At 58.3% G+C, this 13,203-nt stretch carries 12 protein-coding genes; 8 read left to right on the top strand and 4 right to left on the bottom strand.

Features of this window, described 5'->3' with window-relative positions; translation table 11 throughout:
• Window positions 1–21: 21 nt before the first annotated feature.
• On the bottom strand, window positions 22–858 hold the full coding sequence (locus F4V60_RS06145) for a cobalamin biosynthesis protein (RefSeq protein ID WP_141255881.1): 837 nt from the start codon (window positions 856–858) through the stop codon (window positions 22–24).
• A gap of 94 nt (window positions 859–952) precedes the next feature.
• On the opposite strand from F4V60_RS06145, the gene F4V60_RS06140 reads away from it, so the two are divergent.
• From F4V60_RS06140 to F4V60_RS06130, 3 genes are read left to right on the top strand one after another with little or no spacing between them, the layout of a single operon-like run.
• A complete protein-coding gene (locus F4V60_RS06140) occupies window positions 953–1,606 on the top strand; it encodes an FxsA family protein (protein WP_075729799.1) in 654 nt (217 codons plus the stop codon).
• Window positions 1,607–3,142 (top strand): apolipoprotein N-acyltransferase, encoded by a 1,536-nt coding sequence (gene lnt, locus F4V60_RS06135; protein WP_075729798.1) that lies wholly within the window; start codon window positions 1,607–1,609, stop codon window positions 3,140–3,142.
• Window positions 3,139–4,035, top strand: coding sequence for a polyprenol monophosphomannose synthase (locus tag F4V60_RS06130; protein WP_075729797.1), 897 nt, complete (start codon window positions 3,139–3,141; stop codon window positions 4,033–4,035). The genes lnt and F4V60_RS06130 overlap by 4 nt, the downstream gene beginning before the upstream one ends.
• A gap of 106 nt (window positions 4,036–4,141) precedes the next feature.
• Here the strand turns inward: F4V60_RS06130 and F4V60_RS06125 are convergent, their stop codons facing one another.
• Window positions 4,142–4,516 carry an RNA polymerase-binding protein RbpA gene (locus F4V60_RS06125; protein ID WP_075729796.1) on the bottom strand — a complete coding sequence of 125 codons (375 nt, stop codon included), beginning with the start codon at window positions 4,514–4,516 and terminating at the stop codon, window positions 4,142–4,144.
• A 127-nt stretch (window positions 4,517–4,643) separates the two neighbouring features.
• Between F4V60_RS06125 and F4V60_RS12760 the strand changes: the two genes are divergently transcribed.
• From F4V60_RS12760 to F4V60_RS06110, 4 genes are all read left to right on the top strand, one after another.
• Entirely contained in the window at window positions 4,644–4,982 is a 339-nt protein-coding gene (locus tag F4V60_RS12760) for a hypothetical protein (protein ID WP_075731110.1), read from the top strand.
• 6 nt (window positions 4,983–4,988) lie between these two features.
• Window positions 4,989–5,690 carry a YceI family protein gene (locus F4V60_RS06115; protein WP_075729795.1) on the top strand — a complete coding sequence of 234 codons (702 nt, stop codon included), beginning with the start codon at window positions 4,989–4,991 and terminating at the stop codon, window positions 5,688–5,690.
• A gap of 107 nt (window positions 5,691–5,797) precedes the next feature.
• The gene (locus F4V60_RS12525; protein WP_170216818.1) at window positions 5,798–5,959 is read left to right on the top strand and encodes a hypothetical protein; all 162 of its coding nucleotides are present in this window, start codon (window positions 5,798–5,800) and stop codon (window positions 5,957–5,959) included.
• 667 nt (window positions 5,960–6,626) lie between these two features.
• Complete coding sequence (locus F4V60_RS06110; RefSeq protein WP_075729794.1) at window positions 6,627–8,003, top strand: MFS transporter; 1,377 nt, start codon at window positions 6,627–6,629, stop codon at window positions 8,001–8,003.
• 187 nt (window positions 8,004–8,190) lie between these two features.
• On the opposite strand, the gene F4V60_RS06105 is transcribed toward F4V60_RS06110, so the two are convergent.
• Window positions 8,191–8,739, bottom strand: a complete 549-nt coding sequence (locus tag F4V60_RS06105; RefSeq protein WP_075729793.1) for an SRPBCC family protein — start codon at window positions 8,737–8,739, stop codon at window positions 8,191–8,193.
• 102 nt (window positions 8,740–8,841) lie between these two features.
• The gene (locus F4V60_RS06100) at window positions 8,842–9,852 is read right to left on the bottom strand and encodes a bile acid:sodium symporter family protein (protein WP_075731108.1); all 1,011 of its coding nucleotides are present in this window, start codon (window positions 9,850–9,852) and stop codon (window positions 8,842–8,844) included.
• Between the two features lie 421 nt (window positions 9,853–10,273).
• On the opposite strand from F4V60_RS06100, the gene F4V60_RS06095 reads away from it, so the two are divergent.
• Entirely contained in the window at window positions 10,274–13,195 is a 2,922-nt protein-coding gene (locus F4V60_RS06095; protein ID WP_075729792.1) for an FAD-binding and (Fe-S)-binding domain-containing protein, read from the top strand.
• Window positions 13,196–13,203: the final 8 nt, after the last annotated feature.

The following is a 13,203-nucleotide window of genomic DNA, read 5'->3' as shown; positions in this document are numbered from 1 at the left end:
CTTGCCCATGAAAGAAAGCCCCTAGAAGGACAGCTCCGGCGAGTTGATATCGAAGATGAAACCGCGCGGCGCCAGTACTTTCACTATGACCTCGGCATCGCCTTCCGGGAGGTCGTGAAAGAGCAACCCTCGCCACGGGGTGATACTGATATCGACCTCCAACCGCCCTAGGAGCGCCGCTATCTCGGCGGAGAGAAGCCCATCGGCTAAGCCTGCGCCGAGGCTGACACGAGCTGGATCTTCTTTGTCAGGCAGCCATCCGATAGGCAAGTGCTCGGCTTCGGGAGCGATGAGTTCTACCGCCTTGGCACTGTCTGTCTCAGGTGCAGATGCTTCCCTAGCTATCGCGGCTTCGATAAGCGCTGCGAGCTCATCAATAGCCACCACATTGCCAGTCGGCGCTGCGTCCTCGATGACCTCGTAGCCTTGTCCACGCCAAATGGCCCCGAGTGCGGGACGCTGCGCCACTACGTCACCAGCACCGCCATCTATGCCCACGAGGAGGCCTGGAAGTAGCGCGCGAGAATCTGTCTCAGCGCTCGTATGCTGTGCTAGGGCGCGGGCCGCATCCCTGGCAGGTGAAGACAACGGGGAAGCCAATAGCGGTGTCGGCGCGCTACTTATAGGCTGATCCCGCAAGAATTTTGGCAGGACGGTGGGGTTGAAGATGCCTTGAACCTGCGCCGCGGAACCGGGCAACAGGTGGATGGCGCCGTCACCCAGTTGCTGCGCCATCTCGGCCAAGTTCTGCCAATCGTGCCCAGTCATCGCGCCTCCCGCAGGGTGAAATCGCACGGAATCGGCGTAATTATTGTTTATCAGACCGGTACGGCTATTGAATATCAAGGGTAAAGCCATGCGGCTAGTCTAGCCGCGCGCGCTCCTCCAGTTACGCCTCCATAGTATTCGTGCCTCGCATCAAATTTACAGCCGTTCTGGGTAGGGTAGGGACATGCCGTTTTTAGTCTTCTTTGTTTATATCTTCCTCGAAACACTTGCATTCTGGGCCGTGTCGAGGTGGATCGGCCTGGGGTGGGCACTGCTTGCACTATTCGTGTGCATGTTCTTCGGAATGTCCATCGCAGGCTTCGAGGTCCGCCGCCTGATGAGCCACCAGGTAGTCAAAGGCGAAGACGGCGTTTATTACATGGACAGCAGCCAAGCGGGAAAGACCGCGGGCAACGTGGGCCTGACCCTGTTGGGAGGATTTTTGCTCTCCATGCCGGGATTTGTCTCAACGGGACTAGGAATCTTGTTGATTCTCCCGCCTACCCGCGCGTTTATCCGTACCATCGCCGCTGCGTCTTTGTACCGAAAAATTGAGAACGTGGGTGCACGCATGTACGAGGCGTCCCCGATGCACAACAACCACGCCAGCTATGGCAGCTTTGGCACACCACCCTCGGCTGCGGCAGGGAGCTCCCACCCCAGCATGGGAGGCATCGGCTCCGGCACGGAAGTCATCGAGGAGGAGGAAATCCACCGCTGGTCTGAGCAGGTATCACCGGAGGATTTTAGTTCTCCTGGCGGAACCGAAGGCACCAAACGCACAGACCACCCCGACGATTCTGAGGGACCGTCTGATTCTCCCCGCGGCGGTAAATAAGTGCTTATATCTCTTGGCCGCTTGGCGCTAGCTTTAGCGTCAGGCGGCATCACCTTTGCCTCGGTCAAGCCCCTGGGCTGGTGGCCGGCAGGAATAGTCGGCATTGCCCTCTTATACGTCAGCTTCATGCCTTGGCGCGGGCGTACCATTCCTACGTGGTACGGTGCCGTCTTCGCCTTCGCGCACGGCTTAGTCCTCTACCTATGCACGCTACCGTGGATAGGCGAGCTCGTCGGCCAGTTTCCCTACATCGCGTTGGCGTTCTGGTTGTCGTTGTATTCCCTGCTCTTAGGCATAGGAGGGGTAGCGATCTCTAGGTGGCGCTGGGGCTTCCTTGTTTTCCCTTTCTTTTATGTGGCGGTGGAGCTCTTGCGCTCTTCGGTGCCCTTTGGCGGGTTTTCCTGGGTACGCCTGGCGTGGGGCCAAATCGATGGCCCCTTGGCCTATCTCGCGCCTTGGGGAGGCCCGGCGCTCATTACCTTTGCCACGGTGGCCTGCGCAATGGGTCTTGTGGGAACCTTCGCAGCCAACAGCTGGCGCCTGCGGGGAGCTGGCCTTGCGGCCGTAGTTCTTCCGTTGGTCGCCGGGCTGCTGGCGGAGGGAGGCGTCAATAATCCCGCCAAGACAGAACGTGAGGTAACGGTAGCGGCCATTCAGGGTAACGTGCCGCGCACTGGACTGGATTTCGAGGGACAGCGCCGCGCAGTGTTGAGTAACCACGTCATGGAAACCCAACGCGCCGCGCGCGAGGGGGCACAAGTCGATCTCGTGCTGTGGCCGGAGAACTCTTCCGATGTCAATCCTTTCCAGGACGCGCAGGCCCGCACGCTAGTCGACGCCGCTGCAAACGCCATTAAGGCCCCAATTCTGGTGGGCACGCTCACGGAAGACGCTGTGGGAGAGCGCAACACCATGCAGGTGTTCTACCCCGATTCCCGCGTTGGCGAGCACCACTACAAGAAGTACCTGCAGCCTTTCGGGGAAACCATGCCCATGAGGGACTTCTTCCGGCATCTTTCTTCCTATGTGGACTACGCGGGGGACTTCAAACCAGGTGACGGGCCGGGAGTAGTCGACATGGCGGGAATCGCGGTGGGCGTTGCTACCTGCTACGAAGTCTCCTTCGATGAGGCTTTCCGTTCCTCGGTTCGCCACGGTGCGGGGATCCTAGTCTCGCCCACCAACAATGCCACCTTTGGCTACTCCGATATGACCTATCAGCAGCTAGCAATGAGCCGGCTGCGTGCGCTGGAGACGGATAGGGCAGTGGTGGTGGCCGCCACCTCAGGTGTCTCGGCTATAGTTCAACCGGACGGTTCTGTGAGCCAACAGACTGAGATTTTTGAGCCCGATCACCTCATAGCCACCCTTCCCGTGCGGGAGGGAGAGACTTTTGCTGTGCGTTTTGGTTCGCTCCTGCAATGGCTCATGGCTATCATTGGAATCGTCTGCGCAGTTATTGCGCTGCGTTACAACCGGCTGCCGCGCGCGCCGCGCAAGTCAAAGAAAACGATTGAGGAGCTTAGTACGCCGTGAGCACTATTACATTTTCCACCTTGGTGATCATTCCGACCTACAACGAGATTGAGAACCTCCCTCTCATCACCGGTCGAGTCCTCGAGGCAACCCCGGACGTCCGCATCTTGATCGTCGATGATAATTCTCCCGATGGGACCGGCGATCTGGCTGATAAGTACGCCGAGAGCAACGATCATATTCACGTCCTGCACCGTGAGGGCAAGGGCGGGCTGCTCGGGGCCTATATCGCTGGCTTCAAGTGGGGCCTTGAGCGTGACTATGAGGTGCTGTGTGAAATGGACGCTGATGGTTCGCACGCCCCTGAGCAGCTGCACTTGCTCCTCGAGCAGATCGACAAAGGCGCCGATCTGGTTATTGGCTCGCGTTATGTGCCGGGCGGGGAGACCGTCAACTGGCCGGCTTCGCGTGAGTACCTCTCGCGTCTGGGTAACCTCTACATCTCTTTCGCGCTTGGTGCCGGCCTGTCCGATATGACCGCCGGATACCGCGCATTCCGCCGTAGCTTGCTCGAGTCCATCGACTTCGATGAGCTCTCCAAGGCCGGCTACATCTTCCAGGTAGATCTCGCGTTCCGCGCGGTCAAGGAGGGCTTCGACGTGCGCGAAGTACCCATCACCTTCACCGATCGCGAATTTGGTGAGTCCAAGCTGGACGGCTCGTTTGTCAAAGACTCCCTCGTCGAGGTCTCGAAGTGGGGCTTGGCTCACCGTGCCGAGCAAGCCAAGGAGCTTGCCAGCGAAGTATCGCGCATGGCCTCCCATGAGCTCAAAGATGGCAAGCTGCAAGAGGGCAAGAAGGCCGTCTCCGTTGCGAGCAACAATATGAAAGACTTCCTTGGCGAGGTATCGCGCATGGCTCGCCACGAGTGGGACTCTTTCAAGACTAAGTAGTTCCTTGACTACCCATCAAAAAGTGCCTAACTCGGCCGCCACCAGCGGCGTGAGTTAGGCACTTCTTCTTGTGCGTGCTGACTCTATAAGAGTCAGTCACAGAGACTTACTTATTAGCCGCTTGCTGCTCCTTGAGCAGGCGAGCTGCCGTACGGCGACGCGACTTGAGGTGATCCATGCGCTCCTGGAGCAAAGACTCCAGTTCTTCCATAGAACGGCGCTCACGCAGCATATCCCAGTGGGTACGCGGTGGCTTGGCCAGCTTGGACTCTACGCCTTCCCCCTCCATGAGGGTGCCCAGCTGTCCGTTTTTGCACATCCATTCCTCAGGAATTTCTGCATCATCCGCAAAAGGAACCTCAAAGACATCGCCCGCCTCGGTCCGGTACTTAACCATTTGCCGCGGCGCAAGATCGTGGTCGCGGTCGGTTTCGTAGCTGACGGCACCCATTCGGCTGCCACGGAGTACGCGATCTGCCATGCAACATCATCCTTTTCAAAATCCCTGTGCTGGGCGCTAATTTAACGCCCAAAGAACAATAAGTATAACGGACTGGTAGGTAAGTTTGTTCCCACGGTCGCCCAAATGGGCTAAGGTGTTTGGGGTGATCCGTACCGTACGTCGTGACCAGCACAGGGGATCTTGTCAATGGTGTGGGAAAGAGCTGCCTCCTAACGGGCGGGGTCGACCACGCAAGTTCTGCAGCGCCTCGTGCAAGCAACGTGCCTATGAGCAGCGCAATAACGTTTCTGGCACCTCGATTCCCGCAGACGCGGTCATCTTGTCGCCACAGCGTGCAAATGCTCTAAGGGATGGCCTATTTGAGCTTCGTTGCTCCGCAGAAGACGTTGCAACGGCCTCCAAAGAGGGTGCCGCAAGTGAAGAACTAACACAGTTGTGCGCCGAGCTTGTAGTATTAGCACGCGAACTAGAGGAATTAAGATAGGAAACAATGAACAAGGTTCTTGGTAACCGCAAGCTCGTCATCAGCGTGTTTGTGGTGCTTATCGCTCTGGCCAGCGCGGTGGCGCTCGGGCCGGTTTTTTATTCGCTTTTCATGGGCAAGGGCGTCAAGACCGAGCCTATCGATACTTCCCGGCTGAAGGCAGCATCAACTGATCTCAACGGCGATTGGAAGGTTGTCAAGGGCGATCCCCGCAATCATTCCTCCGTGGGCTTTACTTTTGACGAGGTCCTTCCGGCTGAACGTACGAGGACCTCGGGTTCTACAACTGCCGTAACAGGCCAGGCCAGCATCGACGGGGGAGTATTGGAGTCCGGTTCCATTACCGTGGACATGACTCAGCTGGGTACGGATAAGAAGGTCCGTGACCAGAACATGAAGTCTAAGCTCTTCATCACCGAGAAGTACCCGGAGTCTAGCTTTAACATCACACAGCCTGCGGATCTTTCCGCGGTGCCGGATGACGGCTCGGTGGCCAAAGTCAAGCTCACTGGTGACCTGCAAATCAAGGATGCGAAGCGTCCCGTCACGCAGGATTTCGACGTCGTGCGCGACGGGGACCTCATCTTGCTGGGCGGCACCATTCCCGTCAACCGCCTAGATTATGACATCCAAACCCCTGACATGATCGCCGCCAAGATTGCGGAGAACGGCGAAGTCAATATCCGTATCGCACTGGCCAAGCAATAGGCCGTTTGCTTTAGACTTGGTCTAGTACTGAGCATCTAGTACTGAGCATCTAGCATTGAGCCCTCACAGTTGGCTCCGTGGCCGAGTATCGAAACAAGGTGGTGAAAATGTCCTCGCGACACATCATTCCGGCACTGTGGTTTAGGCTCGTGGTCTTACTCGGGTTTATCATCTTCGTCGGCTTCCAATCCATGTGGATAGTCTTGTCCGTTGCCGTCGCGTTGGTGGGGCTTACAGCGTGGCAACTACTACGGGCTTATCGCAGCTAAGTAGTACGTCTCATCACTGATAAGCCACAGAGCAGAGCCCATCACCTTTATTAAGTCACTGTTACTTTAATAGAGGTCATAACTGGACCCAGACGGGGAGCGTCTCCAATACTTCGAGGGTCAACAAACGCCCGGGCACGCTCAGACTGCAGCCTGGCATGAGAACAGTCCCCATGAGACGCCGCCAAGCATATGACGCGCCACACGTAGGTGGACCACAAGGCAGCAGAGCCCGCGCATAGCGTTTCACCGCTATCCATTATTGTCCGATAATGTACATTATGTCATTTAGGGCTTGTGTCGCCCTCCCCATCTGGTTGTGTTCTGTCAAACTTTACCAACTGCACCCCCTCCAAGCGCCGATGTAGCTACCGCACCAGACGGCATCGACAAGCGCGTGCTTTGATGAATCCGCCCGGCAGGCGCCAGTGATCGGCGATGGACAGCAAACGCCGAAGCCGACACCATACGACACCATAAATGCATGGAATGCGTAGAGCGCCCTTCGCCGCGGACACCCTTCACACGATGTCTCACAATGTACTCGCACCCAGCACTATGCGACTTGTCACCGTCTCATTGAATGGACTTGACAATTCATTTCATTATATGGACACCTATCGTCCATAAGGTAGTTATAATCTCTCTCAGTTGACAGGATCACCACATGTCCATCGCCACCACGGAGCAGTCCGAGCAGCCAGCGGCTGGTTCAACTGCACATTTAAGTAAACGGGACCGCTGTCGCATAGCTTTTGCCTCGACCATTGGCACCACGATCGAGTTCTATGACTTCTACATCTATGCCACCGCGGCCGTCGCGGTCTTCCCCTTCCTCTTCTTTCCAAAGACCGAGGACCCGAACTTAGCTTTGCTTCAGTCCTTTGCCACCTTCGGCCTCGCCTTCGTGGCACGTCCGGTGGGCTCCATCCTCTTCGGCCACTTCGGTGACCGCATTGGACGCAAGGCAACATTGGTTGGCGCGCTGTTGACCATGGGTATTGCAACGTTCGTCATCGGCTGTCTTCCCACCTACGCGCATATCGGCATTGTGGCTCCCGCACTGCTAGCTCTGATGCGCTTCTGCCAGGGCCTAGGCTTGGGCGGAGAATGGTCCGGAGCCGCTCTGCTGGCCTCCGAGACCGCTGAGAAGGGCAAGCGCGCTTATGCCGCCATGTGGCCGCAATTCGGTGCACCCTTCGGCTTCTTGATTGCTAACGGCTTCTTCCTGACCTTGGTTGCCACAATGGACTACACGCGCGGCGATGTCACCGGTCCATTCATGGAGTGGGGCTGGCGCCTGCCGTTCCTGGGTTCTGCTGTCATGGTCTTGGTCGGCCTCTACGTCCGTCTCCAGCTGGAAGAGACTCCCGTTTTCCGCCACGCTGTCGATACCGGCAAGAAGGCCAAGCGCCCAGTTGCTGAGGCCTTTAAGACCGCTGCCAAGCCCATGATTGTCGGCACCTTCGTCATGGTTTCGTGCTACACCCTGTTTTACCTGGTTACCACCTGGATCCTGTCCTATGGCATCGGGGATCCGAGCAAGGGTCTGGGCCTGGGTATTCACTACATCGAGTTCCTTGAAATCCAGTTGATCTCTATCTTCGCCTTCATGGTCGGCATCCCCTGTGCCTCCATCTTGGCTGATAGGCGTGGACGCAAGCCTGTCCTCATAGCCACTTCCTTCATCATGATCGCCTTTGGCTTTACCTTCCCATTCTTCTTGAGCATCGACAGCGCTACCACCGCCTCGGTTCTGGCCTTCCTCGTCATTGGCATGTTCATCATGGGCCTCATCTTTGGCCCAATGTCTGCGGTCCTGCCTGAACTCTTCCCCACCAACGTCCGCTATACCGGTTCGGGCATTTCCTACAATGTCTCCTCCATCTTGGGCGCGGCCATCGCTCCCTTCATTGCTACGTGGCTGGTGGCCAACGCGGGTATCGCGTGGGTTGGCTACTACCTGATCATCGTTTCAGTCATCACGCTGATCGCCGTCCTGTGCATGAAAGAGCTGTCCAAGGTTGACCTCAACCAGGTCTAAACCCGTGCTGGCAGTCCCCTAGCCTGCTGCAGCTCCCCGCCTCCCCTAGAGATCACGTCGTTCCCCGGCGGCTGCGCTACCTATTGGTGGTGCAGTCGCCGGGGACCTTTGATCGAGCGCTTTTAAGAGTGCGAGATTTGCCCGACTTAACGCAGACCTCTGCCGAGAATTCTCTCGGAGTGAAGGGCTAGTTGCTAATGCTGTAGTGCGACTGCTGATGCGGCAGGTAGTTCTCCAGACACACGTTGGTGACGTTGCCACCGTTTAAGGCAATCATGAGACGGTCGAGTTTAAACTCCCACTCGGGGCCAATGGTGCCGGCCAAATTGCAGCAGGACTCGACATTGTGGTGGAACTCGAGGAAGGATCCGCCATGTCCATCGGAAGATATAAAGACGCGAATCTCACGCTGAATGCCCTGGCCGTAATCGGAGCGAATATGCAGGAAGCTGGGTGCGGTGCACTCGACAACGGTGATCTCAATAGAGTCCTCCTTGTCCCAGGAGTGCAACTCATAAACGTGCTCTCGGTCAGCTACTTTGAGCAGGTTTCCGCACCAGAGTTCTAAGTCGCGGAGGTCAGTGATGTAATCCCAGACAACGCGCGGAGACTGCGGGAAGTCGCGAACGATGACAATCTGGCGTCCAGCGTCGGTATCGACGATGTCGCCGGTGGGTTCGAAGGCTTCTTCCTCGTACTCTAGGCCCCTTTCAAGGCCCTTAGTCTGCTTGGTCATTGCGCAGACGTTACTACCCACTATGCGAATTTATGCAATCGCGAGGAATGCTCCCCACCCTACTTCTGGGCTGGAGAGCATTCTTGGCGCAATATCCCCTGCTTAAGCGGCTGAAACTGGCTGCTTCACACGCTGGGGTGCAGGTGTCTTCTCGAGGGGGCGGCGCCGCGAGATAGCGGCGTAGATAGAGCCGGTAATGTTGGCCCACACCGCGGCAACGACTCCGGGCAAGGCAGCCTCTGGGGTGAAGAACTGCAAGGCCAACGCGGACGCCAGACCGGAGTTCTGCGTGGCAATCTCAATAGCCGCCGTGCGTGCAACGGCTTCACGCTGCCGGGTGATTTTGGCCAGATAATAACCGCAGACATAGCCCACAAAGTTCTGGATGGCCACACCGATGAAGACGACGAAACCAACGATCATGAGTGCCTCCTGGGACTTGGAGACCACCGCCATTACCACGGCACCCACGCCGAAGATAGCCACCCACGGCAAGACCGGAAGCACGAAATCAACGGCCTTGGTGGCCACTGAACGCAGCACTAGGCCCAAGATAACCGGTACGAGCACCGTCTGGACAAGCGACCAGACCATACCAGCACCATCGACCGCTGTGGTCTGCCCCGCTAGAGTCAACATCAAGAAGGGGGTCATGAGGGGCGAGACAAGGGTGGAAACGGAGGTCATCGCCACCGATAGCGCGACATCTCCTTTAGCAAGATAGGTCATGACGTTGGAAGCAGTTCCGCTGGGCACGGAGCCGAGCAGGATGAGTCCAACGGTCACGGCCTCGTTGAAACCAAAGGCCTTTGAAATCAACAGCGCACTCACCGGCATAACAATGTACTGACAGACCACGGCTAGGGCGATGGGGATAGGGCGCTTGGCCACCAAGGCCATGTCTGGCAGCGTCAGGGTCAGCCCCATCGAGAACATGATGACCATGAGCAATTGATTGGTGTAGTTGCTCAAAGGAGTAAAGGTATCCGGTGCCAGGAATGCCACCACCGCGCAGAGCACGATAACGAGCGGGAAGATGAATACCGCAAACTTTTCAGATCTGCCCTCCTGCGGTTCGTTGGCGCTGCTTGCCGTGTCTTCTGCGCTTTGCATGCTTTGCGTGCTGGCAGCGACAGTGTTGGTTTCTTGCGAAGAGGACATGAGCCTCTCACCCCCGTGACTTAGGTTTACTGAGGAATATGTGGAATTCGGCAGTGGCCTTGTTGCCCGGTTCGCGGGTCAAAAAGCGTGCAGGAGCCGCTCCAGGTCTGGGCGCCGATTCGCCGGATCGCGGCGGCACAGTGCCTATCGTGTCTACCGGTTCTGTCGGTATCTATCACTCTGGAGTTGTTAATGGGTTTCGCAGAGACTATCACACGTCCCATGCCCTAGGAACTTCTTTTCGTGCACTGGGACACGGGTGTCGTAGTTCTGTGACTCTATGCAGTAATATCCGACAAATCTCCCCTGCTTGAGACACTGATTAGGGTTGACTTACTATCCATCGACAGTTAAGCGGCGTTAGATTTGAGCCATGAAAAAGCTGTTAAGCCCCAATCCGGCCAAGATCTCCCGCCCGGCGGGCTCAACCGCCCAAGCCGACGCGGTGCCCTCAAAGTTCACCAATGGCTCCCCTCTCAATCTCATCAAAGATATGGAGGAAATCGTCGGCAAAGACAATGTGCACGGCAGACTGACGGATCTCGTCCGCTTTTCTTCCGATGCTGGTCCCTATCGCGCCATTCCGCAGATTGTCGTGGCGGCACGCAGCGCCAATGACCTCGCTCGTCTGATGAAGTACTGCCGCGAAAACGGCCGCCACATGACTTTCCGTGCGGCGGGTACTTCCCTAAATGGACAGGCCATGTCGGACGATATTCTCGTCGATGTCAAGACACACTTTAGTGGCATGGAAGTCCGTGAAGGCGGGAAGAAGCTCTGGTCGCGCCCTGGCGTTATCCTCGGCGATGCCCAGGCCATCTTAGGCCGAGACGGTTTCATGCTCGGCCCGGATCCGGGATCAACCTCCGTGTGCACCATCGGCGGCGTCCTCGCAGATAACTCCGGCGGCATGCGCTGCTCGCTCGAGCGCGATAGCTACCACTGCGTCGATGAGCTAGTCTTCGTGCTGCCTTCCGGGACCGTCGTCGATACTACGCAGGGTGACGCGGCCTTTCGAGGCCAGGAGCCGGAGCTCCACGCCCAGTTGCTAGAGTTCCGGGATCGCCTGCGCGCCGATACCGAGTTGGTGGAGTTCCTGCGCAAGAAGTTCTCCATCCGCAATACCAATGGTCTGCGCCTCGACGCCTTTTTGGACGAGGACGAGCCCGTACATATTCTCAAGCGCCTTTTAGTCGGCTCGGAGGGCATCTTCGGTGCCATCACTGAATCCGTTATCAAGACTGTGGCCTTGCCACGCGTCAAGGCAACCACTTGGGTCGAACTGCCCAACCTGCGTGACGCCGCCAGCTTTGTCCACCCCATCGTCGAGGCCGGAGCCGAGGCCTGCGAATTGCTCGTTGCCTCCGTCATGCGGCGCTCCAGCGAGCACTACTCCCACGCCCCGCAGTCCTGGCGCACGCTGGACGACGACACGGCGGCGCTGCTGGTGGAAATGGGCGGAACCGACGAAGCCGACCTCGAGGCCGCCATCGAACGCCTGAAAGAGGTGCTCAAGGATGCGCCGCTGCTGCGCCCTTTGGAGTTCGAGACCTCGGACGAGGGCATGCGCGGGGCCTGGGAGCTTCGCAATGGTCTCTATGGTTTGCTGGGCTCCGATCGCCCCAACGGCACCTCCTACCTCACCGAGGACGTCTGCTTCCCACCTTCAGACATTGGCAATGCGGCCGCGGATCTCCTCGACCTGCAGGCCAAGTACAGCTACCCGGAGTCCGTCATGGGCCACGCCGCCTTTGGCAACCTGCACTTCTTCCTCACCCCGCGATTCGACGTCGAGTCCGAGCGTGAAGCCTACGCCGAATTCTTAGACGAGCTGGCAGAACTCGTCATCGACAAGTACCACGGTTCGATGAAGGCCGAGCACGGCACGGGAGTCAACATGGCGCCCTTCCTCAAACAGGAATGGGGTGAGAAGGCCTGGGAGCTGATGTGGGAACTCAAGGACATGATCGACCCGGAGGGGATTTTGGCGCCCAACGTCAAGCTCAGCCGTGACAGCGACATTCACCTCAAGAACCTCAAGTCCTTCCCTAAGGTCGAAGATGCCATCAATCCCTGCGTGGAGTGTGGCTTCTGTGAGCCGGTGTGCCCCTCGCGGCACGCCACCGTCACCCCGCGTCAGCGTATCGTGCTGCGCCGCGAAATGGCCCGCCAGCCCGAGGGCTCGGAAGTACTGGCCAAGCTGCAGGAAGAGTATCAGTACGACGCGGTCGATATGTGCGCCGCTGACGGTACGTGCTCTATCCCCTGCCCGATTAGCATCGACACCGGCTCGGTGATGAAGCAGCTGCGCCACCAGCAGGCCACCCCGGCAGCCGAAAAGATCGCACTGACCACAGCAGAAAAATGGAATGTCGTGGAAAAGCTCGCGCGCGCCGGCGTCATCTCTGCGAACAAAGTAGGCAATAAGCCGCTGGAAATCGGCGCCAACCTAGCGCGCAACGTGATTAGCCCCGACCTTCTCCCCACGGTGCCAGGCCCGCTCCCCAAGGGGGCTTCCCGCCTACCGCAGACTCCTCGCGAGGGCGCGGGCGCGGTCTACTTCCCTGCTTGCATCAACCGTATCTTTGGACGCCCTGCGGGCTCTGCGGCCGATACCGTCGATCTCCCCCGGGCCGTCGTCGAGCTCGGACGCCGCTCCGGTCAACCCGTGTGGATTCCGGAGGACGTCGTGGGCGATTGCTGCGGCACCCCCTGGTCATCCAAGGGCTACGCCGAGGGCTTTGCCTACCAAGCTCGCAAGATCATCCGCGATCTGTGGGAGTGGTCCGACCACGGTGAGCTACCCATCATCGTCGATGCAGCCAGCTGTACCCACGGCTTGCTCGACAACGTGCCGCACGTCCTCGAGGGTGAGGACGAGGAAAAGTGGAAGCAGCTGCGCATTCTCGACGTCGTGGAATGGCTGCGCGACGAGGTTGTAGAGCACCTGCCCATCGTCCACGGCATGGGCAAGATTGCGGTCCACCCGACGTGTTCCACCCATCACATGGGCATCAGTGATGACCTCGTTGCTCTGGCAGATCTCTGCGGCGAGGCCAAAGTCCCAGCCGGTGCCATGTGCTGTGGCACCGCCGGTGACCGCGCGCTACTGCACCCGGAGCTCGTGGAATCCGCGACCCGCGAGGAGCGCGCATCCCTGTCGGCGGAGTACTTCGACGCCTATGTCTCAGATAACCGCACCTGCGAGATGGGCCTGGAGATGATCGCCGGGCGCAGCTACGATTCCATCGCCGTGCTCCTTGAGCGCGCTTCGCGTCCCGTGGTCACCCCTTAATTTCGGTC

The organism is Corynebacterium flavescens (assembly GCF_008693105.1).
GTDB lineage: Bacteria > Actinomycetota > Actinomycetes > Mycobacteriales > Mycobacteriaceae > Corynebacterium > Corynebacterium flavescens.
The sequence above is the reverse complement of the archived record's forward strand: the minus strand, read 5'-3'. Positions and strand labels throughout refer to the sequence as shown.